Here is a 638-nt window from a genome sequence, read left to right on the forward strand (position 1 = left end):
GACTCCGAAGTGGATCATCGCACCGACCAATATTCCTTGGCCTGCACGCTTTTCACGCTGCTGGCCCACCGCACACCCTTCGAAGCCGAACATCCCGCCCAAGTCATCGCCGGACACCTCACCATGCCCGCACCTCCAGTGACCCGATTCCGCCCCGACCTGCCGCCCACACTCGATGAGGTGCTGGCCCGGGGAATGGCCAAGCAGCGCGAGCAACGGTTCGGCAGCTGCGCGGAATTCGCCACGGCCGTGCAGGACGCCTTGCGGGGGCAGCGGTCGACGCAAACCGCACGTACGGCGGAAACCATTGTGGCGCAGCGGGATCCGACCGCATCGCAGCAAGCGGCAGCGGCAGCGGCAGCGCATGTCACAGCACCGCCCACGGTAATCCGCGCCGGGTCACCCATGGTGGCGCAGACCCCTACCGCGGCCATGCCCTCGAAGCAAACTCCACCCGGATCGCTTCCGGCAGCAGCGATTGCGTCCAGACCGATCCCCCGCACCCCGTTCCCACCGGCCACCCCGCGCAAGGCCAGCGGTCACCGCGCTCTGACCATCGGACTGGGAGCCGTAGTGATGGCGCTGGCACTGGCCGTGGCGGGTGTTGTGGTGTACGCGGCCAACGACTCCAAGCATCT

Annotated in this window: 1 protein-coding gene; it reads left to right on the forward strand. The window is 67.7% G+C overall.

Going from position 1 to position 638, the window contains the following annotated elements:
* Positions 1-638: serine/threonine-protein kinase (locus tag NP3_RS49600; RefSeq protein WP_507762175.1), on the forward strand; the 638-nt coding region annotated here is incomplete at both ends.

The sequence above is a fragment of the Nocardia pseudovaccinii NBRC 100343 genome, from assembly GCF_001613225.1.
GTDB lineage: Bacteria > Actinomycetota > Actinomycetes > Mycobacteriales > Mycobacteriaceae > Nocardia > Nocardia pseudovaccinii.